The organism is Marivivens sp. LCG002, from assembly GCF_030264275.1.
GTDB lineage: Bacteria > Pseudomonadota > Alphaproteobacteria > Rhodobacterales > Rhodobacteraceae > Marivivens.
Map to the genome: position 1 here is coordinate 2,802,962 of NZ_CP127165.1, position 26,616 is coordinate 2,829,577.

Genomic DNA, 26,616 nt, shown 5'->3' on the forward strand with positions numbered 1-26,616 from the left:
AGCGCGCGCTCATGCTTGCCGAAAGTGCCGTGCATTTAAGTCATTCGGTTGCGAAGTTGTCGGGGGTTCTCTATCTCGGACGCAAACAACGCGGACAGAGTGACATGGCAAACTTCCTTTATCAAAACGACCTTCCCGATGGGCTTGACCTTGGCCCTGTGGTGGCAATCGACTGTGAAACGATGGGGCTGAACCCGCATCGCGACAGACTTTGCCTGATTCAGATGTCGGGCGGTGATGGAAATTGTCACCTTGTGCAGGTCGGCAAAGGCCAGACCGAGGCCCCAAACCTGTGCAAGATGCTCGAAGATCCCAATGTGCTCAAACTGTTCCACTTCGGGCGCTTTGACATTGCTGCGCTCTACAACACATTCGGTGCGCTCTCTGCTCCGGTCTATTGCACCAAGATCGCTTCCAAGCTGGTCCGCACATTCACCGATCGTCACGGGCTCAAGTATCTTTTGCAAGAGCTGGTCGGCGTAGACATTTCGAAGCATCAGCAACAGAGTGACTGGGGCGCGGAAAAGCTGAGCGAGGCACAGCTCGATTATGCCGCCTCAGATGTTCTTTACCTTCACAAGCTCAAGGATGCGCTCGACGTAATGCTTGCCCGCGAAGGGCGGACCGAAATCGCACAGGCTTGCTACGAGTTCCTGCCGACGCGCGCCAAGCTCGATCTGGCTGGTTGGCCCGAGATCGACATCTTCTCGCACTAAAGGGTTATCGTGCAGAACAACAGCTATAGCACCTTTGTGAGTTGGGCCAAAGTCGTGCTCCCTCTTGGGGCGCTTGTGCTGTTGTCGACGGTGTTCTTTCTGGCGAGGGCGGTGGACACGGAAATGTCCGTCCCGTTCTCGACCATCGAAGAAGCAGCGCGCGAGTCGCGGCTGAGCGACCCGAATTTTTCCGGCATGACCGATCCCGGCGCGTCGTTTCAGGTCTCGGCCAAAACGATCAAACCCGATGCCTCGGACCCCACGCGCATCACGATCGAAGCCCCGACCCTGAGCGCGATCGACCCGAATGAAGGGCAAATCCGCATCCGTGCAGGCAAGGCGGTTCTGAGCGATGATCTGGGCAAAATCACTTTCGAGGATTTGGTGCGCCTTGAAACATCGAATGGATACACGATCGAAAGCCGCGGTTTGTCGGCCGACTTGACCGCAGGTCGGGCGCAAACCGATGGTGCTCTTGAGATTGTGACGCCATTCGGGGGTTTGTCGGCGGGGCAACTCGTCGTAGAACTGGGCAAAATCGATGGTGGTGCTACACTGCTGTTCCAGAACGGGGTCAGAATGACCTATCGGATCAAGGATTGAACCATGACCAAATTCGCCGCTCTTGCCGCAGTGTTCTGGATCGCCGTCGCATCCACTTCCGTGGCTCAAACCGGACTTTCGCTCGGCGGTCTTGACGTTGATCCGACCGATCCCGTCGAAGTGGCGGCCGACAGCCTGAGCGTCGATCAGGACACGGGCATCGCGAAATTTGTCGGCAATGTCGAGATCATCCAAGGCAGCCTCAAGGTGACGGCGGGTGTCGTCGAGGTGGTCTATTCGGAAGAAACGGGCGAGATTTCGCGGCTGGTCGCTTCGGAGGGTGTGACCTTTGTCACCTCGCAGGAACGCGCCGAAGCCGCGAGTGCTGTCTATGATCTCAAGACTGGGCTTTTGGAGCTCACGGGCGATGTGATCCTTGTTCAGGGACGCAATTCGATTACCACCTCTACGCTACGTGTCGATCTGACCGCCAAGACCGCCGTTGCAGAGGGTCGCGTGCGCACCGTTCTGCAGCAGGGAGGCCAGTGAGATGGCTGAACTCAAGGTGGAACAGGGCAGTCAGGGGCTCCGCATCGTCGGGCTTCGCAAGAGCTATAAAAAGCGCACCGTCATCCGCGATGTGAGCCTCGAGCTGAACCGAGGCGAGGCGGTTGCATTGCTGGGGCCGAACGGATCGGGCAAGACCACCTGTTTCTATTCCATCGCAGGATTGGTCCAGCCCGAAGGCGGCAAGGTGATCGTCGACGGGCGCGATGTGACGATGCTCCCCATGTATCGCCGTGCCAATCTCGGGATCGGTTATCTTCCACAGGAAATGTCGATCTTTCGCGGGCTTTCGGTCGAGAACAACATCCTCGCGATCCTCGAGATCAACGAAAAGGACCCGCTGCGCCGCCGCGAGCGGCTCGAAGAGCTTTTGTCCGAGTTTTCCATCGAGCATTTGCGCCGTGCCCCCGCGCTCGCTCTTTCGGGCGGGGAGCGCCGTCGCGCCGAGATTGCGCGCTGTCTGGCGGCCAATCCGAACTATGTTCTTCTCGATGAACCCTTTGCAGGGGTGGACCCCATTGCAGTCGGTGAAATCCGCTCGCTTGTGGCCGATCTCAAGACGCGCGGGCTTGGTGTTTTGATCACCGATCACAACGTGCACGAGACGCTCAACATCGTCGACCGCGCTTACATTCTCCATGACGGACGTGTCCTGATGAGCGGCACGACAGACGAAGTGGTGAACGACGAGAATGTCCGCCGCGTCTATTTGGGCCAAGGTTTCCGCGTCAACTAAAGTTCAACGCGCGATCGCTGAATCTCGTTGACAAGCACCCGTGACCTGTCGCCAAATGAAGGGGATGAAAGACAAAGTTTCTCCTCGCGTTTCGGTGCAGGCTCGACAGCCTGACGGTCGTGTTGAGTGTGAAAACCGGATCGATCATCACCATATCAACACAGCAAACGGCGATTTACCGTGCCAACTTGGCTCGGGCTGAAGCTGTGTCACCAGTATAAAGGAGAATACGATGCGTTACCAAATCAGCGGCAAGCAAATCGACATCGGTGAAGCTCTTCAAACGCATGTAAAGACCGAGCTTGAAGCCACCCTGGAAAAATATGCAGGACGCCCGACCGAAGCCTATATCGTCTTCTCGAAGTCCGGCAGCGAGCTTGTCGCCGAAACCGTCGTTCACCTGTCCACCGGTCTGACCTGTCAGGCAAAGGGCCATGCGCATGACATTTATGCCGCATTCGATAGCTGTCTGGAAAAAATGGACAAGCAGTTGCGCCGTTACAAGCGTCGCTTGAAAGACCACCACCGCGATCGTGCGGAGCCGGTTGAACTTTCCGAAGTCTCCTCGTATATCCTCGCCGGAATTGATGACCATGGTGAGGCGGAGCCAGAAGATCTCGCACCGATGATTATCGCTGAGATGGAGACGAAGATTCCTTCGATCTCGGTCGGCGAGGCGGTGATGCAGATGGAATTGGCCCACGCCCAGCTTCAGGTCTTTAGAAACGAAAAACATGGCGGTGTGAATGTTGTATACCGCCGAGAAGACGGAAACATCGGCTGGATCGACCCACGTAGCATGGGGTAAAATCCTGACCGAACAAAGCCCTAGGCCAGTTGATGCAGATTTCTGAAATTCTGAAACCCGAAGCAATCAAGATCATTGGTTCTTCGACGAGTAAGAAACGTCTCTTTCATGATATCGGTGAATTGGCCGAAAGCGTGCTCGGTTACAAAGCGTCCGAGGTTGTCGAAGCTCTCATCGAGCGCGAGAACCTTGGACCGACCGGCGTGGGACATGGAATCGCCCTGCCCCACGCACGACTCGAAGGTGTAGATCGCGTGTGCGGACTGTTCTTGCGCATCGAGAAACCGATGGATTTCGAGTCCGTCGACCGTCAGCCTGTTGATCTTGTCTTTGTGCTTCTTGCGCCTGCTTCTGCGGGGGTCGAGCATCTCAAGGCGCTTGCGCTTGTCTCGCGCACGATGCGTGACGCCGCGACCTGTGCAAAGCTTCGAGCGAATGCAGACCCTGCGACGCTCCACGCGATCCTTACGGACTCGCACGCGACGCAAGCGGCCTGATCAGGGCTTCCACTTTCCGAAACCGAAGGTCATGTAATCCCGCTGATAGGCATCGCGGGCCATCGCCTCTATTTCGTCGTCGTAGATGGACGCGAGCAGCGCATGGTGCGCATCCGCGCTCCGAGGATCGAAGTCGGGCGCATCGTCGCGACCGATCTGCATCGCCAGAAACGCCAGATCCATGGGAAGACGGTCCTCGCGTAGGATCAAGTCAGGCGAGCCGAACCAGCTGAAGCCTTGGATGATGTTGCTCTGCGAGGCCCAAGCCGCATCCACACGGAGCGACGTTTGCCCCGCCACATTGGATTTGAGAAAGGCAAGGAACGCCTTGAACGCGGCCTTGTGGTCATCGAGAGAAAATCCGCCACCGATCCCCTCTTCCGGCAGAGGAAGGTTAAAGACCCGAATGAGCGTTGCACGCAGTTCCCGATAGGTCGTCTCGGCATCACCGCGGATGTGGTCGCAAAAAGCGGCATGCGCGCGGGCGACAGGGTGACGGAGCACCGCAAAACTCCGATGCTCGGTGTGCTTGCGCTTCCACTGGCGGAGCGTTTTCTGGTTGAAGTCGCTTTGGAGCTGCTCAGTGGTCGCGCCATCAAGGGCAGCAAGCCAGTTCCTGACCGCTTCGACAGGACCGCCCTTGATCGGGAGATAAAGAAGCGGCGCTTTTTCGGCGGCGACATAAGTCGGGATCACCGCCCCACGACGGGGTTCGAAATTCGGGGTGAGATTAAGATTGAAACGGTCGAGCCGCGCAAGACTGCGTTCCATTTCCTCGAAGTTCTGAACCTTTTCGCTGAGCGGTTCGGGGTTCTGTTTCTTGAGTTTCTTGTCCAGCGCTTCGATCCGCGCGTTCGATCCAAGGAACGCAGCGAGTCCGTTCATCACCTCGACGTTCTGTAGGTCCTCGTAGGCGACATAAAAAGCGGTCTGGCCCGAAATCTGGAGCGCGTTCATGATGCGGACCTGAAAGGCCTGAAGCGCTTCGAGGTGAGCGACGAATTCGCCGTCATGAAACACGATCTTTTCCGAACGCGCTTGGGTGGGATTGGTCAGTTTCCATTGACCCGTCGCTTGCGCGATTTTCCAGCTCACATAGCTGTCGATCGGATTGCGCGTGAGAACAATCTTCGCACAGCGCGGATCATTCAACATCTCGTCCAGAACGCGGGGATCATGGTCGTTGAAGAAGCGAAAACCGCCAAGCCCCTCGCTTCTCTGGCGGATCGCATCAAGCAGAAGTTTCGGGTTCTGCTCGCGTTCGTGTTGGGTCACGCCGAGAATATTGTAGCTGTTGGGATAACCGATGAAGTGCGGATTGAAGGCCTCTCCGTGACAGATCAAACCATCAAAGGAGTTGATATTCGCTTCGAGAAAATTGGAGCCTGTCCGCATTTCTGCAAAGACGACAAAGTAATCAAATTTCGACATAAATTATCGGACCAAATAGGGTTTGCGCTTTGCCGGTTTTTTATTCTCCGGCACGGGATCGACGGGAAAATCGCCCATCAGATAGGGGTGCATCCCCTGGTTCTTTAGGTTTTGAAGGAATTGGCCAAAGCCGGTCAGGTCCACCATCTTGGGCACTTCGGTCAGACGGCGGGTATTCTTGCCGGTAATCTCGTCCACGACGGTTTGGAGGGCTTCCATCGGTGTTTCGATGAACTCGGCAAGGGTCCAGATGCGGATTTTGGCTTTCGCGTGAATAGAGCGAAGCGCGGTCAGATGTTCATTCTCGATCTTCTGCAACAACGCCGCCTCGGTCCTCAGGTCGGCAAAGTTGCGGTTCGTCTGGAACAGCGGAACCGCCCATGCGCCTGTGATGATGCTGATCTGCGCGTTTGCATCGCGGGCGATATCCCAGCTCACGTCCTGAATATCGAGAGGACCAAACTGGAAAATCTGGCGCTCTCCGCGGGTGTTCCAGATAAGGCTTCGAAGGAACATGCGCGGGTTATAGTCGCGCACCGCAGCGGAATCGCTCAACGCACCAGTGAATGTGGTTTGCCCACCTTCGAACTCGACACGATCAGGCGCAAAGAGGTGGCCATGCACACGGGCCCCTGTGGCCTTGGCGAGCCAGTTCTCGAAATCCTCGAAGAGTTCGGTAAAGCCTTCGAACACGGAATATTCGGCGCAGGTCACACCGTTTTCCCAGTTTTCGTTGGGGAAACGGCTTTGCATATAAAGTCCCGGACGCCCACGGGTTCGACGTTCGACAGCGCGGGCGAAGATACGGTCGATCTTGCCGGGGTTGGGTTCAGAGCCTTTGACCACGGCATCTGGATCGCCGAGGAACGTGTCATACAACAGGTTGGCTTCCGACCATATTTTACGCGCGACAAAACAATCGGAGCGCCGCAAAAGTTGCAGGTGGTCGTCATAGAAAATATGTGGCTTTCCCTGAAAATCGAATTTCGAAAGGGTCAGCGAGCGGCTCTCGATCTGGGTCGAATAGTGGCGCACGAGAGTTTGGAAATAGCTCTCGTCTGGGATCCAGACCTTGGAGAAATAGCTATCATAGAGCCCGCGGTCGGGATCTTGGAGAATGGCCGAGAGGGTCTGGCGGGTCAGGCACCACCACTGGGACCCGATATGGGGCACGAGCCCCGCAGGAACACGTCGTTTGAGCCCAAGCTTGCGCTGAAGTTCGACATAGCGATCAAAGAGCCAACGGTTCTTGCGCCAGGAAAACGGGAAGCGAAGCGTAAAGCGTTCCTCGTCAAGACCGCCGACGGTCCAAGGCACGTCGGCGATCGTTGCGCTTTCGATAAAATCGGTGCGCGGACGGGCGTCGAGATAGGCCTTGAGTTCTGCAACGGGTCGAAGCGGCAAACACGACCCCGATGTCAAATAGACGTGCCGCACCTCTGCAAACTCGGCAAGAAGGGTTTCAGACGCGATTTGCGTTGCCTGAACGAGCTCCCAAGTGCCCCACTCGCATCTCAGGCGCTTGGTAAAGCGGAGATCTTCAAGATCGGCAAGGTTCGATTTAAACCGTTCAAAGGCGGCTTTCCCGACCTTGGCATCTACATGCACAACCACGGGACAGCCATGAGCGTTCCAATGCCGGATCACCTGTTCGGCGCGATCCAGAGCGGTGTGGGCGAGCATTACGATACCAAGTGTCATGCCCAGTTCCCCTTGGACATGAGGCCCAGAATTTCAAGCTGACGCCAGTTGATATACTTTTCGCTCCATTTACACCAAAGATCGGGATTGTCGGTCGCGCCCTCGGCATAGGCCTTGTATTCCATGCTTCCTGCAAAATGCTGGCGACGACGGAGTTCTTCTTGGGCTTTGGCGGCAAAGGTGTTGAGGAATTTGGCGTGCAGAAGAACGCCCGATGCCTTTTCCCCGCCCCATTCGTCATAGACGAGGTTCAGACCACGCGGGAGAAGCATGTGGGTCGAGCTGACATAGGTATAACGCTTGTCCCACTTCACAAGCGGAACCTTGTTCAATGCTGGGGACTTTTCAGGCGCATCGTTAAAGAACACGCGTGTGCGCGGGCCGCCCTGAATCCAGAGATTTCCAAAGCGTTTGTTCTTTTCGATAAGGTAATTGCCTGCATCGAACCATGACGCGATTTCGAACGGATTTTGCCCCATGCGATAAGGCGTGTCGTTGATCCCACCCTTGGGATACATATCGAGAAGCATCGCGCCGAAAGATTTGATCGAAGAGGCGTCAAGCCAATCGGTCAAAGCGCGGATCGGGCGCGTATCGCAGAACGGGTAGACGAAAAACTCGTCCGGATCGACGACAAGCGTCCAATGCCCCGCCGCGTATTTGCGCTGGAGCCAATTGAGCCAATCCACGCCGAAGCGCGCGCGCTTGTAGCTTGCTGTCGTGGTCCAGAGCGAAACGTCGGGTTGCTCTTGAAGATATTCACGGCTGCCGTCATCGCTGTCGTTATCGACGATCAAGAAGTGATTGATGCCGAGCTTGCGATAATACTCGAGAAAATAGGGAAGTCGCACAAGTTCGTTGCGCAGGGTGGAAAAAACAAGGATGTCGGACGGCGTAATATCGGCGGTGCGATCCTGCACAACCTCTAGCTCACGACGCTTGCGCAGCGCACGAATGCGCCACCTTTTGCGTTGAAGCCGTAGCCGATATGATTGCCAAACGCCCAAATTTTACCCTTGGAAATGCAAACTCTTTGTTTGCTCTGACTTATTTCTATTAACTTAACACAATATTGAAGTGTTCGTCCCATGTTGGAGCAACAAATTTTTCAATTTGAACTTTGTTCGCGGTCCCGTCGGGAGTCTCTTTTAACGTGCGGAGCCAGGCTTTGTAATTGCCCTTGGGTAGGTATACGGCAGCATCACCCAGAACTTCATAGAAGACGGGCAAATCGCTGCAATAAACAGGCACACCAAGGCTGAGCGCTTCAACGGGTGGGAGGCCGAACCCTTCGGCAAATGTCGGGAACAAGAGGCCTTGGGATTCGGCGATGACAGCGGCGATCGTCTCGTCTTTCAGGTTCGGGAGCTCGATCACATTGCGCACACCTGCGTCCAGTCGTTCAAAAAGCGAGGTGTTCATCCAGCCACGGGTACCACAGATCACAAGCTGGGGCCCGCTTTCGGGAAGCTCTTGCCAGACATCGAGCAGCAGATTGTGATTTTTGCGCGGCTCGATCGTGCCGACTGTCACGTAATAAGGGCGCGTCAGATCGATCGACTCGGGAAAGTTTGCGTATTTCGGCTGGAATCTGGTGCGACCGATATAGGCCCGCACGATTTCCGGAACGCGACCCGTTTCTTCGAGAACCTTTGCCACGGATTCGCAAGCGGCGTTGGAAATGCTGATCACCCGATCCGCATATTTGGAAGCGATCTCAAGCTTTTTGCGGAACCTTCTGACAGAGGCGGGCGCGTGAAATTCGGGATATTCCACAGGAATGGCGTCGTGGATCATCAAATTGATCTTGGCCCCGAGAACGGTTTTGAGCGCGTCGAGCAAACCAACACGATAGTTGCTGTGCCCGACGTTGTAATATTCGAGACCCGGAAGGAAGTTCCGCATGAGCATACGGTTAACCGCTGCTCGAGACGACTTGTCCACAGCGCTTGCCCGAAGAAGGGTCAATGCGGCTTGCATCTCTTTGGTTTGCTTGCGGAAAAAGCGCGAGAAGACAGAGCGTTCAGGCCATTCCCCCGTGACAAGAGCATCGCGGAAATCGCTCGCCCCCGCTTTGTCGAGCAGGATGTAACCAATCGAGGTTGCAACGATGAAATAGGCCGGAACAGGATCACAAACAAAGCGCTCGAGATAGGCAAGCTCGACACGATCAACTCCCGTAAGTCTTCTCCCTGCGCGGCTCACCAGCCGCGTGATGTCGAGAAGACGTGTGGGTTTATCAGTCTTTGTAGTGCCCATTCTGGTGCCACCGCCATGCATCACCGATCATTTGACGCAGGTTCGAACGCGTCGGTGTCCATCCAAGCACAGTTTCCGCTTTTTGGCTTCCAGAAACGAGCTTGGCCGCATCACCCGCACGCCGAGCGCCTTCGATGATCGGAACCTCGCAGTTTGTTACGGCTGCCGAATGATCGATGACTTCTCTGACGGAAAACCCGCTCCCTGTGCCGAGATTGAAAACTGCGCTGCCTTTTTCCTCGAGTAACCATTTCAGTCCAAGCACATGCGCATCGACCAGATCCATAACGTGGACATAGTCGCGAATGCATGTGCCATCAGTCGTTGCATAATCCGTGCCATAAATGGTCAAGGCGTCGCGTTTCCCCATGATCGAGAACAGCATGAGGGGAATAAGATGAGTTTCGGGCTGGTGAAACTCGCCGATCTCGGCCTCGGGGTCCGCGCCTGCTACGTTGAAATAGCGGAAGATAACGGACTCCATCCCGTCGCTGACCCCGAAATCGGAGAGCATATCCTCGATCGCGCTCTTGGAGGCGGCATAGGCATTGAGCGGGGCGCGACGGCTGTCTTCTTGTAGGACGACGCCGTCCTGATCACCGAAGATCGCGCAGGTGGAGGAAAAGACGAACTTTTTGCAATCGGCGGCGTTGGCCGCCTCGATAAGGTTGAGGCTGCCCGCAACATTGTTCCGCCAGTAGGCACCCGGAATTCTGACGCTCTCGCCCACTTGGGAAAGCGCAGCAAAGTGCATGACCGCAACGGGGTTGTATTTGGCAAAGACTTCGTCAAGGCGCGCGCGGTCCAGAAGATCACCCTGTTCGAAGGGGCCGAATTTGACCGCGTCCCGCCACCCTGTATTCAGGTTGTCAAAGGTAACCGGCGTAAAGCCCGCAAGCTTGAGCACTTTGCAGGCGTGCGAGCCGATATAGCCCGCGCCGCCCGTGACCAGAACATTGTTCGCCATAACGGATTACTGCGCCGCGCGGCGATGCGCGTAAAGCTGATCGAGATAATCGGCCAGTTCGTCGCGAAGGTCATCGCGAGACAGACCAAAGGACACCGTCGCCTGTAGGAAGCCCGCCTTTGATCCACAATCGAAACGCGTCCCGTCAAAACGATAGCCGAACACATCGCGCCCTTGCTCGATTTCGGCGGCAATGGCGTCGGTAAGTTGCACTTCGCCGTTCGCACCCTGTTTGATCTTGCCTAGATTGCTCATCACCTTGGGCGAAAGGATATAGCGACCGATTACGGCAAGGTTCGAAGGGGCATCTTCGGCCTTGGGTTTTTCAACCATGCCAGAGACGGACACGTGTTTGCCGTGATCCTCTTTGACATCAAGCACGCCGTAGTAGGACACCTTGTCGCGCGGAACTTCCATCGCGGCGACCATGCTGCCGCCTGTTTCTTCGTAGGCTTCGACCATCTGCTGGAGACAGGGCTTTTCCGCGGCGATCACGTCATCGGGGAGCATCACGGCAAAAGGTTCGTTCCCGATAAAGCGGCGTGCGCACCAGACCGCGTGACCCAAGCCCAATGCTTTGTGCTGGCGGATATAGGCGATTGCGCCGCTGTCCATATAAGTGGAACGCAAAGTCTCGAGCAGATCGGTCTTGCCCGACTTTTTAAGCGAGGATTCAAGCTCGGGCGCGGTGTCGAAGTAATCTTCGAGCGCAGATTTGCCTTTGGCAGTGACGAAGATGAATTCTTTGATACCTGCGGCGCGCGCTTCGTCGATGGCATATTGAACCAAAGGACGATCCACCAAAGTCATGATCTCCTTGGGCACCGATTTAGTCGCAGGGAGAAAGCGGGTCCCCAAACCGGCGACCGGAAAAATAGCTTTTGTGACTTTGCGCTTCATCGTGTTTGCCTCAAGTAAATTGCGACCAAAGGAACAGTCCTGAACTATCCTTTCGGATCGGTCCTTGTGAAGAGTTTAGCAACCAGTTTGCATCAATTTTGTTAGATGACGTCAATTTTGTCACCTTTGTATACAATTTGAGCGCAATTTACGCACCCGCTCCAACTCCAGATTAAATCGGCTCTTGAGGCTCATAAGCCGGATCATGTGATCGGAACGTTCGGATTTGCCCAATAAGCCCCCATGTTGGAGCCAGTATCCCGACCTTACAAAACGGACTGTGTGAAAGCGCGAACCGAGTGAAAACAGGAAGAGCGAGACACGGTTGCCTTGTTTGACAAGACGACGGGCCTTTTTGATCAACGGGATAGCGCGGACCCAGTGACCATAGAGCGCAATGTGAGGTGATGGGCTGACCGGCAGCGCGACAAAGCTCTCTCGCTGGTCGAACCGTGAAAAAGTATTCTGCCTTTGCGCACCCTCGATCAAACCGGTGTCGAAAGTCGCAAGTAGCCTCGCAACATCGCGGGGCTCGATGTGACCGGACACCATCAAAGAGAGGAGCCATTTGCGGTGCTGTTCCCGAAAAATTCGGATGGCGTCGTCGGGCGAGGGAGTATGCTCGCGAACGAAAACGGCAACGCTCGCTCCGATTTGGAAAAGTGTTTTCGGAGCACGATCCCCACGGCGTCTTTCGCTTTCGGCATAGCCATGATGGACCTGTGCCTCGGGGCAAATGGCTGTGCGAAGCCCGATCTTGCCCGCCCGCAGGTTGAGATCGGTTTCATCCAGAAAGAAATGATAGGCCTCGTTGAAGCCGCCCAGCGCGATGAGCGCGTCGCGTCGGATCGCCATATTGGTGCCTTCGGTTTTCGCGGCGCCGCTTTGGTCGGGCGGAAAAACAGACGTCACATCGACGGCGAGCGGTCGGGTTTGACCTGTGTGATCGACCCACCGTGCTTTCCACTGAAAGCTTATGCCGTTGCGACCACGCACAAAGCCGCCCGCTATTTCGGCTTTGCCTTGCGCGATGGGGGCGATGAGGAACCCAAGCCACGTTGGTTCGGGGATCGCGTCATCGTCAATGAACGCAATGATTTCACCTGATGCTTGGGCAACGCCAAGGTTCCGCGCCCGCGAGATATTGGGTTCATCAAAGCGAACGAGTTTGATCCCCGTTTCCGCAGCCAGCCCGCCCAAACTTTTGTCATTGCCGACGATGACGATTTCAAAGTTATCATAGTATTGCTGCCGAAGGCCTTTGAGCGTGAGCGCAAGGCTGCGCGGGCGGTCACGCGTAACGATAACGACGGAAACTGAGGGAGATTGTGATCCACTCCCCTCCATCAGGTCTTAGGCCTTTTGCAGCTCTACGCCGGGGGCATAGGCGATGAAGAAAGGGTTCTCAAAGCCGTCTTTGCCATAAACAAGCGGGCTGTGATCATCAAAGCGGATCACGTCGCCGCCCGCACCGCAAAGAACGGCGTGGCCTGCAGCCGTGTCCCACTCCATCGTTCGACCGACGCGGGGGTAAAGGTCGGCTTCGCCCGTGGCAACAAGACAGAACTTGAGCGAAGAACCTGCACTGCGCATGTCCGAAACTTTGTATTTGTTGATGTAATCGTCGGTTGCCTGATCGCGATGGGATTTCGAGGCAACGACCAAGAGCGCATTGTTATCGGGTTCCGACACTTTGATCGGTGTGAGTTCACCGATCTTGTCGGTGTCGAAGGGACCTTTTTCCTCGACCGCTGCACCTGTGGCGTCGGTATAAAACAGTCGGCCTTTTGCAGGGGCATAGACCACCCCGCGGATCGGCTTTCCATTTTCGACATAGGCGATATTCACCGTGAAATCGCCACGACGATTGATGAACTCCTTGGTCCCATCCAAAGGATCGACGATCAGGAATGTCGACACCGATTGGCCATGCGACTGGGCCTGTTCTTCGGTGACCAAAGCGACATCAGGGAAAGCGGCGCGAAGGCCGGCCGAGATATGGGCGTCCGCAGCTTCGTCGGCTTCTGTCACAGGGCTGGCGTCGGATTTGGTTTTGACCTCGAAATCGGGGGAATTGTAGATTTCCATAATGATCTCGCCCGCCTCGAGCGCGAGTTTGCGAATAACTTGGGTCAGGCGAACGTGGTCCATGAAAATACCTTCAAATAAACGTGCAATATGTCGTTGTAGTTGCTTGAAGCATCTAGGGCCCTTATGCTCAAGCCATAACGGATCCGCAAGAAATTCGTGTTTATAAAGGCGTCGAAAGGACTTCGGAGCAATGCATACGCCGATCAAGCGTCAGAGCGTCTTTATGGCGATCATCACTATGGGAGAGCTGATCTTTCATAGTGTGGTGCGGTCCAATCGCAAATCACACCGCAATGCGGTTGTCGGCCTTGTGCTCAGCATGTTCCAAGCTGTGATCTTTGTCGCGATCTTTTATGCGATGTTCATTCTTCTGGGGATGCGCAGTGCACCCATCAGGGGCGATTACCTTTTGTATATCATGTCGGGCGTTTTCCTGTTTCTGACCCACAACAAAGCGATGGGCGCCGTCGCGGGTGCAGAGGGGCCGACGTCGGCCATGATGAAACACGCGCCGCTTAACACTCTGATTTCAATTGTGTCTTCGGCACTGTCGGCACTTTACATGCAGACTTTGACGCTGATCTGCATTCTCTATCTCTATCACACCGTCATTGAACGCATCACAATCTATGATCCCGTCAAAGCGTTTGGATGCCTTTTGCTGGCATGGCTTTCAGGGATTGCGGTCGGACTGATTTTCCTGTCGCTCAAACCATGGTTTCCCAATTTCGCGAATGTGGCGAACCAAGTCTATTCTCGCGCCAATATGCTTGCCTCGGGCAAGATGTTCGTTGCCAATGCAACCCCTAACTACATCCTCAAGCTTTTTGCTTGGAACCCGCTGTTCCACTGCATCGATCAGGCGCGGGGCTATATCTTTATCAATTATTTCCCGCACAAAAGTTCGCTGATGTATCCGATCTATGTCTCGATCGCACTTATTATGATCGGACTCATGGCAGAATTCTTCACGAGAAAACGCGTTTCGCTCAGCTGGTTCGCCACGCGCTAGGGCTTGTTTGCCTAAGTTTTTCGACCAAATGGGGCAGAGTCCGCACTCTTTCCCATTTGTATTGTATTTTTATCACATTTCCTCCCGTCCTACCCGTTGCAGCGCCTAAAAACGGCCCCTATATACCGCTTGATCCGCTGCGGGCGCTGCCCAATGCGAAATCCAGAAAGGCACAGATGCCGGAACGGGTTTGTGCCGTTCAAACCGCTTAAAGAAAGGGATTTGAAAATGGGAAAAGTCATCGGGATTGACCTCGGGACCACCAACTCTTGCGTAGCCATCATGGATGGCTCCAAACCGCGCGTTATCGAAAACGCAGAAGGTGCGCGCACCACTCCGTCGATTGTTGCTTTCACGGAAAGTGAGCGCCTTGTCGGCCAGCCCGCCAAGCGTCAGGCCGTTACGAACCCCGATAACACTATCTTTGGTGTGAAGCGTCTTATCGGTCGCCGTGCCGACGACGCACACCTTGCCAAGGACAAGAAGAACCTTCCGTTCAATGTGATCAACGGCGGCAACGGTGACGCTTGGGTCGAGTCGCGTGGCGAGAAGTACAGCCCTTCGCAGATTTCCGCTTTCATCCTCCAAAAGATGAAAGAAACCGCCGAGTCCTATCTCGGTGAAGAAGTCACTCAGGCCGTTATCACCGTGCCTGCCTATTTCAACGACGCCCAGCGTCAGGCAACCAAAGACGCAGGCAAGATCGCCGGTCTCGAAGTGCTCCGCATCATCAACGAGCCGACCGCCGCTGCGCTCGCCTATGGTCTCGACAAGAAAGAGTCCAAGACCATTGCGGTCTATGACCTTGGCGGTGGCACCTTCGACGTAACCATCCTCGAGATCGATGACGGTCTCTTTGAAGTGAAGTCCACCAACGGCGACACCTTCCTCGGTGGTGAAGACTTCGACATGCGCATCGTCAACTATCTTGCTGACGAGTTCAAAAAAGAGCACTCGGTCGATCTTACCAAAGACAAGATGGCTCTTCAGCGTCTCAAGGAAGCTGCCGAAAAGGCCAAGATCGAGCTTTCTTCGTCGAGCCAGACCGAAATCAACCAGCCGTTCATCTCGATGGGCACCAACGGCCAGCCGCTTCACATGGTAATGAAGCTGACCCGCGCCAAGCTCGAGAGCCTTGTCGGTGATCTCATCAAGAACTCGCTCAAGCCCTGTCAGGCCGCTCTCAAGGATGCCGGTCTTTCAACCTCGGACATCGACGAAGTCGTTCTCGTCGGCGGTATGACCCGTATGCCCAAAGTGATCGAAGAGGTTTCGAAGTTCTTCGGCAAAGACCCGCACCGCGGTGTAAACCCCGATGAAGTCGTGGCGATGGGGGCCGCCATTCAGGCTGGTGTTCTTCAGGGTGACGTGAAGGACGTTGTTCTTCTCGACGTGACCCCGCTCTCGCTCGGCATCGAAACGCTCGGCGGCGTGTTCACCCGTCTTATCGATCGTAACACCACCATCCCGACCAAGAAGTCGCAGGTGTTCTCGACCGCAGAAGACAACCAGAACGCCGTAACGATCCGCGTGTTCCAGGGCGAACGCGAGATGGCTGCCGATAACAAGATGCTTGGTCAGTTCAACCTCGAGGACATCCCGCCCGCACCGCGCGGTATGCCCCAGATCGAAGTGACTTTCGACATCGACGCCAACGGTATCGTTTCGGTTTCGGCCAAGGACAAGGGCACCGGCAAAGAGCAGAACATCACGATCCAAGCCTCGGGCGGTCTGTCCGACGAGGATATCGAGAAGATGGTTCGCGACGCCGAAGCCAACGCAGAGGCCGACAAAGAACGCCGCGAGCTGGTCGAAGCCAAGAACCAAGCCGAAAGCCTTATCCACTCGACCGAAAAGTCGATGGAAGAGCACGGCGACAAGGTTGACCCGACCACGATCGAAGCGATCGAACTGGCTATTGCCGCTCTCAAGGACGAGCTCGAAGAGGGCAACACCTCCAAGATCCGTTCGGGCATCCAGAACGTGACCGAAGCTGCGATGAAGCTTGGGGAAGCGATCTACAAAGCCAGCCAGGATGACAATGACTCCGACGAACCGCGCTCTGCAGGTGGCCGCTCGGATGAAGACGATATCCTCGACGCCGACTTTGAAGATCTCGATGACAACAAGCGCGGCTAAAGCCAGCGTGTAGTTAAATGAGGAAACCGGCTCGCCCAGTGACGGGCCGGTTTTTGCATTCCCAAGGGGGAAGATAACTCATGGCAAAACGCGACTATTACGAACTTCTGGGAATCTCGAAAGGCGCAAGCGCTGACGAGATCAAAAAGGCTTATCGTACCAAGGCCAAGGAACTTCACCCTGACCGCAATGCCGACAATCCGAACGCAGAAGCCCAGTTCAAAGAAATCAACGAAGCTTACGACGTTCTGAAAGACGCCGACAAAAAGGCCGCTTATGACCGCTATGGTCATGCTGCCTTTGAAAACGGTATGGGCGGCGGCGGTCATCCCGGTGGTGGTTTCCGTGGGCACGGCGATTTCGCCTCCGCTTTCTCGGATGTGTTCGACGATCTCTTTGGCGATATGATGGGAGGCCGCGGTGGCGGACGTTCTCGCGCATCGCGTGGTAATGATCTTCGCTATAACCTGCGCATCTCGCTCGAAGACGCCTATAACGGTCTGCAAAAATCGATCAGGGTTCCGACTTCGGTATCCTGTGATGGCTGCAACGGCACGGGTGCCGAGGGCGGCTCGGAGCCTGTCACCTGTCCGACCTGTTCGGGGATGGGCAAAGTGCGCGCCCAGCAAGGCTTCTTTACTGTCGAGCGCACATGTCCGACATGTTCGGGTATGGGTCAGACGATCAAGAATCCGTGCAAAACCTGTCACGGTGCGGGGCGTGTCGAGAAAGAGCGCTCGCTCTCGGTCAACATTCCCGCGGGTGTGGAAACAGGAACGCGCATCCGACTTGCCGGTGAAGGCGAAGCAGGTATGCGCGGTGGTCCCTCGGGCGATCTCTACATCTTTATTGAAGTGCAAGAGCACGAGATTTTTGAACGCGAGGGGATGAACCTCTTTTGCCGTGTTCCCGTCTCGATGGTCGATGCAGCGCTCGGCGGTGATGTAGAAGTCCCGACGCTCGATGGCGGCCGTAGCCGCGTGCGTATCCCCGAAGGTAGCCAATCCGGCCGCCAGATGCGTCTTCGCGGCAAGGGTATGCCTGCGCTTCGTGGTGCGGGCAGCGGTGATATGTTCATCGAGCTCGCCGTGGAAACACCTGTAAAGCTCACAAGCCGTCAGAAAGAGCTACTCAAAGAGTTTCAGGAACTGAGCGAAGAGAACAACCCCAACACGTCCAAGTTCTTTTCTGCGGTCAAAGGGTTCTGGGACTCGATGAAAGGGTAATTAACCCTTCCTTCATTTGAACTCATCCAAACTGCCGTCATGACACAGAATCATGGCGGCAGTTTTCTTTCGGAGGCGCAGCTTCCTTTCGGTTCACTCGATCTTTCGGGGGACGAGGTTATTCCGCGAACCGAGGCCAAAGCCCCATCATATCTTCGGGATCATCGGCAACGGCTTCGTGAAAGGTTCATGCGCGGTGGGGCGGCAGCCATGCCCGACTATGAACTTTTGGAATTGGTGCTTTTCCGCGCGATCCCGCGGCAGGACGTCAAACCGCTTGCCCATCTTCTCTTGGAAACCTTTGGTGATTTCAACGCGGTGGTTTCGGCACCCGTCGCCCAACTGACCAAGATCAAGGGGGTCGGGGATACGGTCATCTGCGAATTGAAAATCGTTGAAGCGACAGCCCAGCGATTGGCCCGTGCCCGCATCCTGCGCAAACATGTGATTTCAAGTTGGGATGCCGTGCTCGACTATTGCCACACGGTCATGGCGCATCGGGACACCGAGCAATTCCGCATTCTTTTCCTCGATCGCAAGAACGTTCTCATTGCAGATGAGGAACAGGCGCGGGGCACCATCGACCATGTGCCCGTCTATCCGCGCGAAGTTGTGAAACGGGCGCTGGAGATGAATGCTTCGGCCTTGATCCTTGTTCACAACCATCCATCCGGGGACCCGACTCCGTCGACCCAGGATATCCAAATGACCAAACAAATCGGTATGGCGGCCGCCGCTCTCGGGATCGAGCTTCACGATCACCTTATCATCGGGCGCTCTCGCGAACTCAGTTTCCGTAGCGAGGGGTTATTGTGACACCTGAGCTGGCGCGTTTTCGAGCCAAAGCTCGACGCGGCGATTGACCTGCCGACCCCAACGGCTTTCATCGCAGCCGATAGGGAGCGCCTCGCCGTAACCGACGGTCTGAATGACGACACCAGAGGGAAGCTCGCCGCCCAACATAACGAGAAGATCGTTGAGCACGCTGAGTGCGCGCGCTTCGGAGAGGGATTGGTTCGCCTCGGCAGGCCCTGCGCCGTCACTGAAACCGACAAGTTTGAGTTTTTGACCATAATATCGACCGTCAAGGAGCCCTTGGGCGAGGGTCATAAGGCTTGATCGAGATACGATATCAAGATCGGAGGAGCCTTCCTGAAAACGGAATGTCGGGGAAAGACGGACGGCGGTATACATGTCGGAAACCAACGTCTTGAGGGTTGCAAGCGATGTCTCGTCGCCTGCACTCAGGATCGCGTTCGCCAACCTCTCGCCCTGCACCTCGAGCCCGATCGGAACCGCCCCTTGATCTACGAAACCCGCGCGTCGCACGACGAGTTGGGCATCCGCTGTGCGAAACCAATCGAGCATTGCATCCACGACAGGGGCAAGAGGCCTCTCGGGGATGTAGACAAAGAGCGGAAAGGACAGCGGATAGTCCTCGGTTTTGACAGCCGTGACGCGTGGCACGGACCGCAAACCGCACTCTCCCACGAGACCGAGGGCAACCGCACTCCCCAAGGCACGTGAAGGTAGCACGCCAAGCGCTTGGGGATCGGCAGCGATCACGTCGGCGAGTGTATTGGTATCATCCTCGCGGAAGAGCGAAACACTGACGGTTTCTGTGCCTGTCAAACGCTCGAGGAGGCCCTGCGCGAACCCCGAATGGTCGCTGGGGAGGTAGAGGTGAATAGGGAGTCCCTCCTGACCGCCGAGGGCTCCCCAATCGGTGATCTGGCCTGCAAAGACAGCAGCCAGCTCGGACATCGAAACATCCTGAACACTTTGACCCACCCCTGTTACAGGAACGAGGGAATCGAGAGCAATCACTTTTGAATGGCCCGCCTGATCAAGATGGCCAAGCCCCGCCTCTCGCAGGCTTTCGACTTCGCTGGTCCGGATTTCACGCGCAGACATCACCAGATCAGCATTTGCCTCGAGCAGATCGATGAACCCTTGATCCGACGTCGTCGAACGGATCGTGACTTCGAGCACATCACCGTCGACGTTGCTGAGGGAATAGGAAACGATTTCGCCCTCTTCGCGCTCGACCTGTAGCCCTTCCGAGCGCGCATATCCTTCGATCAAGGCAGGCAGCAAAAGCTCTCCGAGGCGGGCAGCGCCTGAAATGCGGATGCGTGGCACGAAGTTATCAAAGTCGGGACAGGATTCGCCGGTGCAGGTCACACCGTCTGCTTTCATCGTGACGACACCTGCCTCTGTTTCCAGTTGCAAAAAGCGTCCGTCAAACGACAGGAGTTCACCGGTCACGGTTATGCCGTTGGATTCAGTGGAAATAGTAATGGGTTCGGCAAAAGCCGGAAAAATTCCAAAACATGAAAGCGCGGCCACGACAGCCGCGCTTCTATAAAAAGTTGTCATCAACTCTATCTCTGCACGTCAGTTCGAGGCGAGTGTCAGGTCCTTGAACATATTTTTCAACACCAGATAGTCACCAACACTGTCGCATGATGGCATAATCATCACAAGATCAAGGGCTTCAGGCTCGGAACCCGGGGAGATCTGGATCGACTGGGCAGTCACCTCTCGGTTGCAATTGGAATTGGTGATCGAGGCGTCGACACTCAGCACAACGTCTTCCGCCGCGCCGATGGGGAATGTGTAAACTTCGGCCAAGAGCTGTTGCGGCGCATCAGGATTGCCAAGGGGGACAAGGAAACCCTGTTTTGCATCGATGGCTGCGAAATCACGGCTGTGCAACGCCGAAACGTGACCCTCCTGACCAAAGAGAGCGCCATCCTCGAAAGCATTGATCGCAAAGGCAGTTTCGCCTTGCCACTGGAGCACCGCGCGTTCGTAACCGACGAGATCGGGAACCTCGATCGTTGCGACGGCGCCATCACCAGAGTCGAAAGCCGCAATGAAAACCGCCTCCTCAGCAAGGGCAGGCGCGAGAACCGAAAGCTTGCCGTCCTGGTCCGTGAGGACACTGAACATCATGCCTTGATGGTGGATGGTGACACCTGCATTCGCATGGCACGGCGCGACCAGATCAAGCTGTGCAAAGGCTGCAGGAGCTGGAGTTGCAAACATTTGAGGAGAACAATCGACTGCGGCTTCAGCACGTTCCTGCTCGACCAGTGGTTCGGAAGTGATCGCAACGGGTTCGGACTGCACCAGAGGGATCGGCTTGAACACCGGATCGGGTTCGACCGCAGCGAGCAGGATCAGAGCCTCGGGTTCCTCTATGACAATCTCTTGCTCCACTTGCGCGACGATCATTTCCGCTTCCGCCTCGACTGGCGTTTCCAAAACGGGACCTTGATCAGCGATCAATTCCTCTTGGGGAGCAACTGTTTCGGTTTGAACGTATTCGGGCTCTGGCTCCACCGTGGAGCGCGCGGCAAGAACATCACCGTTCTGCATCACAAAACCGATTCCAAGCGCCACAGAAAAGGTCGCGCCCGCTGTAATAAGCTTTTTCTTCTGAAGCATAATTGCCCCCTAACCAATACGAATTGGAGACAATCTAGAAACAGAAGATGGTCTACGAAGGACCGCTCAAAGGTAATTTTCCGCCCGAATTAGGGCCAAAAGCAGGCAATCGGAAATTGTAGGGATAAGACTAGTTCTATCTCTGGAAACAAAAAGACCGGCCTTTTGGGCCGGTCTTTCACGATCAATGCTTGCCGTGGCAGTGTTTGAACTTTTCACCCGATCCGCAAGGACATGGATCATTACGCGAGGGGTTACCCCAAGTGCTTGGGTCACTTTCGTCAAAACCGGGCGCTGCCGCAGGGTTAGCGGCGACCGCACCTGCAGTGGCGGCGGCTTGCGCGCGTCGCTGTTGCTCGACCATCTGGGCGATCATGGCCTGTTGCTCTTCTTGGGTCATCGGACGGATTTGCGAGAGTTTCTCGGTCACGTCCTCGCGCAGACCTTCAAGAAGGCTTTCGAAGAGCTGGAACGACTCGGTCTTGTATTCGTTGAGAGGATCACGTTGGGCATACCCACGGAAACCGACGACCGAACGCAGGTGCTCAAGTCGAAGCAAATGATCACGCCATTTCGCGTCGATCGTCTGCAGCAGGATCTGCTTCTCTATCTGGCGCATGGTGGCGTCACCGAAGGCGGCCGTCTTTTCTGCCATGAACGCATCCGTGGCCTCGAAGAGGCGCTCGCGGATATCGCTGTCGTCGACACCCTCTTCTGCAGCCCAATCCTCGATAGGCAGATCAAGACCAAGCTTGGACTTTACGTCCGCACGAAGAGCCTCGACATTCCATTGGTCGGCATAGCTGCGCGCGGGAATATGTTTGTCGACGAGATCGTCGATGAACTCGTGACGCATATCCTGAACGATTTCCGCCAAATCGTTGGCTTCCATGATTTCGCGACGCTGCGAAAAGATCACCTTGCGCTGATCGTTCATAACATCGTCGAATTTCAGAAGCTGCTTACGGATATCGAAGTTCCGACCTTCGACCTTGGCCTGAGCGCGTTCGAGCGACTTGTTCACCCAAGGGTGGACAATCGCCTCGCCGTCTTTCATGCCGAGCGAGGACAGAACCTTGTCGAGACGGTCCGATCCGAAAATACGCATCAGGTCGTCTTCGAGCGAGAGGAAGAACACCGAACGACCTGGGTCACCCTGACGGCCCGAACGACCGCGGAGCTGGTTATCGATGCGGCGGCTTTCGTGACGCTCGGTCGCAAGCACAAAGAGACCGCCAGCGGCCTTGACCGCCTCTTCTTCGGCGGCGTGTTCCCCTTCGATCCGCGCGCGGATTTCATCGGGGTGCGCATCAGGGTTCTGGGCAATAGCCTCGAGCACCTTCATCTCGACATTTCCGCCAAGTTTGATGTCCGTTCCACGGCCCGCCATGTTGGTGGCGATGGTGACGGCCCCAAGCTTGCCCGCATCGGCAACGATCTGGGCTTCTTGTTCGTGCTGGCGCGCGTTCAGAACGTTATGCTTGATCCCAGCCTGTGTGAGGAGCTGCGAAAGCTGTTCCGATTTCTCGATCGACGTTGTGCCGACAAGAACGGGTTGCTGCTTTTCGTTCGCGATTTTGATCTCTTTGACAATGGCGTCATATTTCTCGCGGGTGGTGCGATAGACCTGATCGTGTTCGTCTTTACGGGCAATCGGGCGGTTGGTCGGAACCTCGACCACGCCAAGGCCATAGATTTCCATGAATTCGTCCGCTTCGGTCAAAGCCGTGCCGGTCATGCCCGACAGGGTCGAATAAAGACGGAAGTAGTTCTGGAACGTAACGCTCGCCAAGGTGACGTTCTCGGGCTGGATGTCACAGCCTTCTTTTGCTTCGATTGCCTGATGCAAACCATCCGACAGACGGCGGCCATGCATCATACGGCCGGTGAATTCGTCGATCAGAACGACTTCGCCATTACGAACGATATAGTCCTTGTCTTTGGCAAACAACTTGTGAGCGCGCAGACCTTGGTTCACGTGGTGAACGACGGTGCTGCTTTCGGGATCATAGAGAGATTGGCCCTCGGGCAGAACGCCCGCCGCCACAAGACGGGCTTCGATGAAGTCGTTGCCTTCGTCGGTAAACGTCACGTTCTTGGTCTTTTCGTCAAGCTCGTAGTGCTCGGCGGTCAGCTCGGGGACAAGTGCATCAACGGCGCGATAAAGCTCTGAACGGTCCTGAGCGGGACCCGAGATGATCAGGGGGGTGCGCGCCTCGTCCACGAGGATCGAGTCGACTTCGTCGACGATCGCAAAGTTGTGACCGCGCTGGGTCATCTGGCTCAGCTCGGACTTCATGTTGTCACGCAGATAATCGAAGCCGAGTTCGTTGTTCGTGGCATAGGTGATATCGCAGGCATAGGCCTGACGCTTTTCGGCTTCGGGTTGCTGCGGGACAACCACACCCGTGGTCAAACCAAGAGCACCGTAAACTTTGCTCATCCATTCGGCGTCGCGGCGGGCGAGGTAGTCGTTCACGGTGACGACGTGCACGCCTTTGCCGCTCAATGCATTGAGATATGCGGGGAACGTCGCAACGAGCGTCTTGCCTTCACCGGTCTTCATCTCGGCGATGTTGCCTTGGTGGAGGAAAATCCCGCCCATAAGCTGCGTCTCGAAGGCACGCAGACCCAACGCGCGCTTGGCGGCTTCGCGGCAGTTGGCAAAGGCTTCGGGAAGGAGACTATCGAGGCTTTCACCTTTTTCGATACGTTCCTTGAATTCCGCCGTCTTTGCCTTGAGGCCATTGTCATCAAGCGCGGCGAACTCGGGTTCGAGGGCATTGATTTTTGCGATCAGCGGACGGACCGATTTAACCTTGCGGTCATTCGCCGTGCCAAAGACCTTCTTTGCCAGCTTGCCAATTCCGAGCATATTCTCTCCGATCCCCATTTGGTGGGGCTTGTTAACGTCGTTATGATGAGGAGGTTGCTTGTAGGCGTAGCGCCCGAGGCCTAAACAAGGTGCAAGACGGCCCCCTCAGAGCCTTGCAAGGATGTAAGGGGCGGGTCATAGAGTGTCAACGCCGTGAACCCGTTACGGCCAAGCAGGGAAAGACTAATGAAGCATTTTTCGACGATTATTTGTGCCGGTGTGATCGCTCTGTCGGCGCAGGCCGCCTTTGCAGAAGATCCGAACATGAACACCGTCGTCGCTACGGTCGACGGCAAGGAGATTCTTCTCGGAGAAATGATCATTTCCCGTGCGCAACTTCCGCAACAGTATCTCCAGCTTCCCGATGACGTTTTGTGGGAAGGCGTGTTGGACCAGCTGATCCAGCAACAACTCTTGGCCAACGCGCTTGAAAAGGTTCCTGCACGGGTCGAGCTTGCGATGAGCAATGACCGTCGCGGGCTTTTGGCTGCGGAATTGATCGACGCGCTGAGCGCCGAATTGATCACCGAAGAGGCGATCCAAGCCGCGTATGACGCCCAATTCGCGGACGTGGAACCTGTTCTCGAATACAGCGCTGCTCACATCCTTCTTGCCAGCGAAGAAGAAGCTGCTGCTGCAAAACTTCGTGCCGACTCTGGCGAGGATTTTGCCGAATTGGCGCGTCAACTTTCGACAGGTCCCTCGGGTCCGTCGGGCGGCGATCTGGGTTGGTTCTCGGAAGGCATGATGGTTCAAGAATTCCAGACCGCCGTCGAAGCACTTGAAGCGGGCCAAGTGTCCGATCCCGTGCAAACCCAGTTCGGTTGGCATATCATCAAGCTCAATGAAACACGCAATCGCCCCAACCCCACACTTGAGGAGATGCGCGCCGAGATTGCCGGCAAGCTCCAAGAAGAGCTTGTGACCAGCAAGCTGGCTGAACTCACCGCTGCGGCCGAGATCACCCGTCCCGAAGAAGGGGCGTTCGATCCTGCGCTTCTGAAAAACCTCGATCTTCTCGAAGAGTAAATCATGGCACTCGCTGTTTCCCCTCTTGCTCCTGCATACTTTCCCGAACTTCCCGTTATCGAAGGCGTGCGCTTTGCGTCGTGCCAAGCGGGCGTGCGATACAAGAACCGCACGGATGTAATGCTTGCCGAACTTGCCGAAGGCACCACGGTTGCGGGCGTCTTTACGCGTTCGTCGACCCGTTCTGCAGCCGTGCTCGATTGTCAGGCAAAGAATGGCGTCGCCTCTTCGGGACGCGCCGCGATCCTGGTGAACTCGGGCAATTCGAATGCCTTTACCGGCAAGAACGGAGCAGAGGCGGTTGCAAGCCTCTGCAAAGCGGTCTCGGCAGAACTCGGGATCGACGAAAGCCGCGTATTCACGTCGTCCACCGGCGTGATCGGCGAGCCCCTGCCCCATGAACGGATCAGCGCGAAACTCGGAGAACTTTCGGCTTCGCTCGATGCGAACGGGATCGAAGGTGCGGCGCGGGCGATCATGACGACCGATACCTTCCCCAAAGGCTCTTCGGCAACGATCATTGTGGATGGAAAAGAGGTCAAGATCGCAGGTATCGCCAAAGGCTCGGGCATGATTGCTCCCGATATGGCGACGATGCTGGTCTATATCTTTACCGATGCCAAAATCGGTCACGGGGCGCTTCAGTCCATTCTGACCAAGAACACAGACCGAACTTTCAACTGCATCACCGTTGATAGCGATACTTCGACCTCTGACACCCTCTTGCTTGCCGCAACGGGCGCTTCGGGCGTCGATGTAACGGGAAATGATGATTTTGCAGCAGCGCTTAACGCTGTGATGCTCGATCTTGCGCATCAGGTGGTGCGTGACGGCGAAGGTGCGACCAAGTTTGTTGAAGTCCGCGTAACGGGTGCCGCCAATGACGACGATGCCCGCAAGGTTTCGATGGCAATCGCAAACTCGCCCTTGGTCAAAACTGCGATTGCAGGCGAAGACCCGAACTGGGGACGTGTCGTGATGGCCGTCGGCAAATCCGGTGCGGCAGCTGACCGTGATCTTCTCCAGATCCGCTTTGGCGATATCCTCGTCGCTGAAAACGGTTGGGTGTCTCCGTCCTACAAAGAAGCCGATGCGGCCGCCTATATGAAAGGCCAAGAGCTCGTGATCGCCGTGGATATGGGACTTGGCCAAGGGATCAGCACGGTTTGGACCTGTGACCTGACCAACGTCTATATCCAGATCAACGCGGACTATCGCTCGTGAGCAAGCCAATCGTCCTCGTCTCGGCAGTCGCGCTCATCGATGTGGATGGGCGCGTTCTGCTAGCCCAGCGGCCAGAGGGAAAATCTCTGGCCGGTCTTTGGGAATTTCCAGGCGGCAAGGTGGAAACAGGTGAAACTCCGGAAGAGGCGTTGATCCGCGAGCTTCAGGAAGAGCTGGGGATCAACACGTGGTCATCCTGCCTTGCGCCATTGACCTTTGCTTCGCACAGCTACGAAAAGTTCCATCTTCTCATGCCGCTTTTCGCCTGTCGCCGTTGGGAAGGCACGCCTATGTCGAACGAAGGCCAAGCCCTGAAATGGGTAAAGGCAAGCGAGCTCAAAGACTATCCCATGCCACCAGCGGATATTCCGCTTATCCCGATCCTGCGGGACTGGCTTTGAAAAAGCAAAAGGGCGGCCCAAGAGCCGCCCTTTGTATTTTG

24 protein-coding genes are annotated in these 26,616 nt (G+C 55.9%); 13 read left to right on the top strand and 11 right to left on the bottom strand.

Features of this window, described 5'->3' with window-relative positions:
* Positions 1 to 104 precede the first annotated feature (104 nt).
* The 6 genes from QQG91_RS13860 to QQG91_RS13885 all read left to right on the top strand — a co-directional run bounded on the left by QQG91_RS13860 (position 105) and on the right by QQG91_RS13885 (position 3,867).
* A complete protein-coding gene (locus QQG91_RS13860) occupies positions 105 to 716 on the top strand; it encodes a ribonuclease D (RefSeq protein ID WP_285770806.1) in 612 nt (203 codons plus the stop codon).
* 9 nt (positions 717 to 725) lie between these two features.
* Positions 726 to 1,319 (top strand): LPS export ABC transporter periplasmic protein LptC, encoded by a 594-nt coding sequence (gene lptC, locus QQG91_RS13865; protein WP_285770807.1) that lies wholly within the window; start codon positions 726 to 728, stop codon positions 1,317 to 1,319.
* Positions 1,320 to 1,322: 3 nt separating this feature from the next.
* Entirely contained in the window at positions 1,323 to 1,808 is a 486-nt protein-coding gene (locus QQG91_RS13870) for an LptA/OstA family protein (protein ID WP_285770808.1), read from the top strand.
* 1 nt (position 1,809) lies between these two features.
* Entirely contained in the window at positions 1,810 to 2,562 is a 753-nt protein-coding gene (lptB, locus tag QQG91_RS13875; protein WP_285770809.1) for an LPS export ABC transporter ATP-binding protein, read from the top strand.
* Between the two features lie 232 nt (positions 2,563 to 2,794).
* A complete protein-coding gene (gene hpf, locus QQG91_RS13880; protein ID WP_285770810.1) occupies positions 2,795 to 3,370 on the top strand; it encodes a ribosome hibernation-promoting factor, HPF/YfiA family in 576 nt (191 codons plus the stop codon).
* A gap of 32 nt (positions 3,371 to 3,402) precedes the next feature.
* Positions 3,403 to 3,867 (top strand): PTS sugar transporter subunit IIA, encoded by a 465-nt coding sequence (locus tag QQG91_RS13885; protein ID WP_285770811.1) that lies wholly within the window; start codon positions 3,403 to 3,405, stop codon positions 3,865 to 3,867.
* On the opposite strand, the gene QQG91_RS13890 is transcribed toward QQG91_RS13885, so the two are convergent.
* The 8 genes from QQG91_RS13890 to cysQ form a co-directional block, all read right to left on the bottom strand.
* Positions 3,868 to 5,298, bottom strand: a complete 1,431-nt coding sequence (locus tag QQG91_RS13890) for a sulfotransferase family 2 domain-containing protein (RefSeq protein ID WP_285770812.1) — start codon at positions 5,296 to 5,298, stop codon at positions 3,868 to 3,870.
* A 3-nt stretch (positions 5,299 to 5,301) separates the two neighbouring features.
* Entirely contained in the window at positions 5,302 to 6,999 is a 1,698-nt protein-coding gene (locus tag QQG91_RS13895) for a DUF5927 domain-containing protein (RefSeq protein WP_285770813.1), read from the bottom strand.
* Positions 6,996 to 8,006, bottom strand: coding sequence for a glycosyltransferase family 2 protein (locus tag QQG91_RS13900; protein ID WP_285770814.1), 1,011 nt, complete (start codon positions 8,004 to 8,006; stop codon positions 6,996 to 6,998). Before QQG91_RS13900 ends, QQG91_RS13895 begins: the two co-directional genes overlap by 4 nt.
* Before the next feature lie 49 nt (positions 8,007 to 8,055).
* On the bottom strand, positions 8,056 to 9,258 hold the full coding sequence (locus QQG91_RS13905; RefSeq protein ID WP_285770815.1) for a glycosyltransferase family 4 protein: 1,203 nt from the start codon (positions 9,256 to 9,258) through the stop codon (positions 8,056 to 8,058).
* Positions 9,239 to 10,225 (bottom strand): UDP-glucose 4-epimerase GalE, encoded by a 987-nt coding sequence (gene galE, locus QQG91_RS13910; protein WP_285770816.1) that lies wholly within the window; start codon positions 10,223 to 10,225, stop codon positions 9,239 to 9,241. Before galE ends, QQG91_RS13905 begins: the two co-directional genes overlap by 20 nt.
* Before the next feature lie 6 nt (positions 10,226 to 10,231).
* Entirely contained in the window at positions 10,232 to 11,125 is an 894-nt protein-coding gene (galU, locus tag QQG91_RS13915) for a UTP--glucose-1-phosphate uridylyltransferase GalU (protein ID WP_285770817.1), read from the bottom strand.
* A gap of 120 nt (positions 11,126 to 11,245) precedes the next feature.
* Complete coding sequence (locus tag QQG91_RS13920) at positions 11,246 to 12,472, bottom strand: glycosyltransferase family 2 protein (protein WP_285770818.1); 1,227 nt, start codon at positions 12,470 to 12,472, stop codon at positions 11,246 to 11,248.
* A gap of 6 nt (positions 12,473 to 12,478) precedes the next feature.
* The gene (gene cysQ, locus QQG91_RS13925; protein ID WP_285770819.1) at positions 12,479 to 13,276 is read right to left on the bottom strand and encodes a 3'(2'),5'-bisphosphate nucleotidase CysQ; all 798 of its coding nucleotides are present in this window, start codon (positions 13,274 to 13,276) and stop codon (positions 12,479 to 12,481) included.
* Positions 13,277 to 13,406: 130 nt separating this feature from the next.
* Between cysQ and QQG91_RS13930 the strand changes: the two genes are divergently transcribed.
* From QQG91_RS13930 to radC, 4 genes are all read left to right on the top strand, one after another.
* On the top strand, positions 13,407 to 14,228 hold the full coding sequence (locus tag QQG91_RS13930) for an ABC transporter permease (RefSeq protein WP_285770820.1): 822 nt from the start codon (positions 13,407 to 13,409) through the stop codon (positions 14,226 to 14,228).
* Between the two features lie 228 nt (positions 14,229 to 14,456).
* Positions 14,457 to 16,367: a molecular chaperone DnaK gene (dnaK, locus tag QQG91_RS13935; RefSeq protein WP_285770821.1), complete on the top strand. Its 1,911-nt coding sequence runs from the start codon at positions 14,457 to 14,459 to the stop codon at positions 16,365 to 16,367.
* Positions 16,368 to 16,447: 80 nt separating this feature from the next.
* Positions 16,448 to 17,593, top strand: a complete 1,146-nt coding sequence (gene dnaJ / locus QQG91_RS13940; RefSeq protein ID WP_285770822.1) for a molecular chaperone DnaJ — start codon at positions 16,448 to 16,450, stop codon at positions 17,591 to 17,593.
* A 39-nt stretch (positions 17,594 to 17,632) separates the two neighbouring features.
* Entirely contained in the window at positions 17,633 to 18,409 is a 777-nt protein-coding gene (radC, locus tag QQG91_RS13945) for a RadC family protein (protein WP_352232107.1), read from the top strand.
* Here radC and QQG91_RS13950 read toward each other — a convergent pair.
* From QQG91_RS13950 to secA, 3 genes are all read right to left on the bottom strand, one after another.
* Positions 18,401 to 19,861 (bottom strand): phosphate ABC transporter substrate-binding/OmpA family protein, encoded by a 1,461-nt coding sequence (locus tag QQG91_RS13950; RefSeq protein WP_285770823.1) that lies wholly within the window; start codon positions 19,859 to 19,861, stop codon positions 18,401 to 18,403. The two genes, radC and QQG91_RS13950, sit on opposite strands and share 9 nt — an antisense overlap.
* A 129-nt stretch (positions 19,862 to 19,990) precedes the next feature.
* A complete protein-coding gene (locus QQG91_RS13955; protein WP_285770824.1) occupies positions 19,991 to 21,046 on the bottom strand; it encodes a hypothetical protein in 1,056 nt (351 codons plus the stop codon).
* A 184-nt stretch (positions 21,047 to 21,230) separates the two neighbouring features.
* Complete coding sequence (secA, locus tag QQG91_RS13960; protein WP_285770825.1) at positions 21,231 to 23,921, bottom strand: preprotein translocase subunit SecA; 2,691 nt, start codon at positions 23,919 to 23,921, stop codon at positions 21,231 to 21,233.
* Between the two features lie 186 nt (positions 23,922 to 24,107).
* On the opposite strand from secA, the gene QQG91_RS13965 reads away from it, so the two are divergent.
* Genes QQG91_RS13965 through mutT form a run of 3 tightly spaced genes read left to right on the top strand, consistent with a single transcriptional unit; the run spans position 24,108 to position 26,575 of the window.
* On the top strand, positions 24,108 to 24,950 hold the full coding sequence (locus tag QQG91_RS13965; protein WP_285770826.1) for a peptidylprolyl isomerase: 843 nt from the start codon (positions 24,108 to 24,110) through the stop codon (positions 24,948 to 24,950).
* A gap of 3 nt (positions 24,951 to 24,953) precedes the next feature.
* Positions 24,954 to 26,174, top strand: a complete 1,221-nt coding sequence (gene argJ, locus QQG91_RS13970; RefSeq protein WP_285770827.1) for a bifunctional glutamate N-acetyltransferase/amino-acid acetyltransferase ArgJ — start codon at positions 24,954 to 24,956, stop codon at positions 26,172 to 26,174.
* Complete coding sequence (gene mutT / locus QQG91_RS13975; protein ID WP_285770828.1) at positions 26,171 to 26,575, top strand: 8-oxo-dGTP diphosphatase MutT; 405 nt, start codon at positions 26,171 to 26,173, stop codon at positions 26,573 to 26,575. Before argJ ends, mutT begins: the two co-directional genes overlap by 4 nt.
* Positions 26,576 to 26,616: the final 41 nt, after the last annotated feature.

Excerpts from the sequence above, each read along its gene's own strand:
- QQG91_RS13860 (WP_285770806.1), top strand. The coding sequence starts at position 105 with ATGGCAAACTTCCTTTATCAAAACGACCTTCCCGATGGGCTTGACCTT.
- QQG91_RS13870 (WP_285770808.1), top strand. The coding sequence starts at position 1,323 with ATGACCAAATTCGCCGCTCTTGCCGCAGTGTTCTGGATCGCCGTCGCA.
- lptB (WP_285770809.1), top strand. The coding sequence starts at position 1,810 with ATGGCTGAACTCAAGGTGGAACAGGGCAGTCAGGGGCTCCGCATCGTC.
- hpf (WP_285770810.1), top strand. The coding sequence starts at position 2,795 with ATGCGTTACCAAATCAGCGGCAAGCAAATCGACATCGGTGAAGCTCTT.
- QQG91_RS13885 (WP_285770811.1), top strand. The coding sequence starts at position 3,403 with ATGCAGATTTCTGAAATTCTGAAACCCGAAGCAATCAAGATCATTGGT.
- QQG91_RS13890 (WP_285770812.1), bottom strand. The coding sequence starts at position 5,298 with ATGTCGAAATTTGATTACTTTGTCGTCTTTGCAGAAATGCGGACAGGC.
- QQG91_RS13895 (WP_285770813.1), bottom strand. The coding sequence starts at position 6,999 with ATGACACTTGGTATCGTAATGCTCGCCCACACCGCTCTGGATCGCGCC.
- QQG91_RS13905 (WP_285770815.1), bottom strand. The coding sequence starts at position 9,258 with ATGGGCACTACAAAGACTGATAAACCCACACGTCTTCTCGACATCACG.
- galE (WP_285770816.1), bottom strand. The coding sequence starts at position 10,225 with ATGGCGAACAATGTTCTGGTCACGGGCGGCGCGGGCTATATCGGCTCG.
- galU (WP_285770817.1), bottom strand. The coding sequence starts at position 11,125 with ATGAAGCGCAAAGTCACAAAAGCTATTTTTCCGGTCGCCGGTTTGGGG.
- QQG91_RS13920 (WP_285770818.1), bottom strand. The coding sequence starts at position 12,472 with ATGGAGGGGAGTGGATCACAATCTCCCTCAGTTTCCGTCGTTATCGTT.
- cysQ (WP_285770819.1), bottom strand. The coding sequence starts at position 13,276 with ATGGACCACGTTCGCCTGACCCAAGTTATTCGCAAACTCGCGCTCGAG.
- QQG91_RS13930 (WP_285770820.1), top strand. The coding sequence starts at position 13,407 with ATGCATACGCCGATCAAGCGTCAGAGCGTCTTTATGGCGATCATCACT.
- dnaK (WP_285770821.1), top strand. The coding sequence starts at position 14,457 with ATGGGAAAAGTCATCGGGATTGACCTCGGGACCACCAACTCTTGCGTA.
- dnaJ (WP_285770822.1), top strand. The coding sequence starts at position 16,448 with ATGGCAAAACGCGACTATTACGAACTTCTGGGAATCTCGAAAGGCGCA.
- radC (WP_352232107.1), top strand. The coding sequence starts at position 17,633 with ATGACACAGAATCATGGCGGCAGTTTTCTTTCGGAGGCGCAGCTTCCT.
- QQG91_RS13955 (WP_285770824.1), bottom strand. The coding sequence starts at position 21,046 with ATGCTTCAGAAGAAAAAGCTTATTACAGCGGGCGCGACCTTTTCTGTG.
- secA (WP_285770825.1), bottom strand. The coding sequence starts at position 23,921 with ATGCTCGGAATTGGCAAGCTGGCAAAGAAGGTCTTTGGCACGGCGAAT.
- QQG91_RS13965 (WP_285770826.1), top strand. The coding sequence starts at position 24,108 with ATGAAGCATTTTTCGACGATTATTTGTGCCGGTGTGATCGCTCTGTCG.
- argJ (WP_285770827.1), top strand. The coding sequence starts at position 24,954 with ATGGCACTCGCTGTTTCCCCTCTTGCTCCTGCATACTTTCCCGAACTT.